Source organism: Stenotrophomonas maltophilia group sp. SKK55, assembly GCF_057179845.1.
This window is the reverse complement of the sequence record NZ_JBXUHP010000043.1, coordinates 144,153-144,543: the sequence shown is the minus strand read 5'-3', so window position 1 is coordinate 144,543 and position 391 is coordinate 144,153. Positions and strand designations below refer to the sequence as shown.

1 protein-coding gene is annotated in these 391 nt (G+C 58.3%); it reads right to left on the bottom strand.

Annotated features, from left to right (window positions below; all coding sequences use genetic code 11):
* Window positions 1-273, bottom strand: a 273-nt coding sequence (locus AC2A1N_RS14530; RefSeq protein ID WP_484372678.1) for a DUF4189 domain-containing protein, incomplete at its 3' end; no start/stop codon positions are given.
* Between the last annotated feature and the right edge of the window lie 118 nt (window positions 274-391).

The window sequence follows — 391 nt, the reverse complement described above, 5'->3', positions numbered from 1 at the left end:
CCTGCAATCCGTAGCCCCCCGCTGTGCGCAATTAGCAAGGGACTCCGAAGCCGCATCCCTCTTCCTTCGCTTACCGAGAGCCACGCCGACATCGCCCCCCTTCGCTAAAGCGATGGCCCCCCAAGTCTTGATCCAACGCCCTGTCGCAACAGGCGACGCTTGGCCTGCTCCAGTGGTACCACCTGGGATGGGAGCACAGCCGCCGACTCCCTGACCACCAATTGGATACTGACCAGGAGGACACCTACCTTCTGCGTTGGCCGTCTGTGGCAATTGGCAGGCAATGATTCCCAGACCCAGCAGGATTACTGCACCTGAATAGACACGAATTGACTTCTTCTCCGGCCTCTAGTTCGAAGCTAAGCCTTTACGGCCAGTATCAGAATTGCCT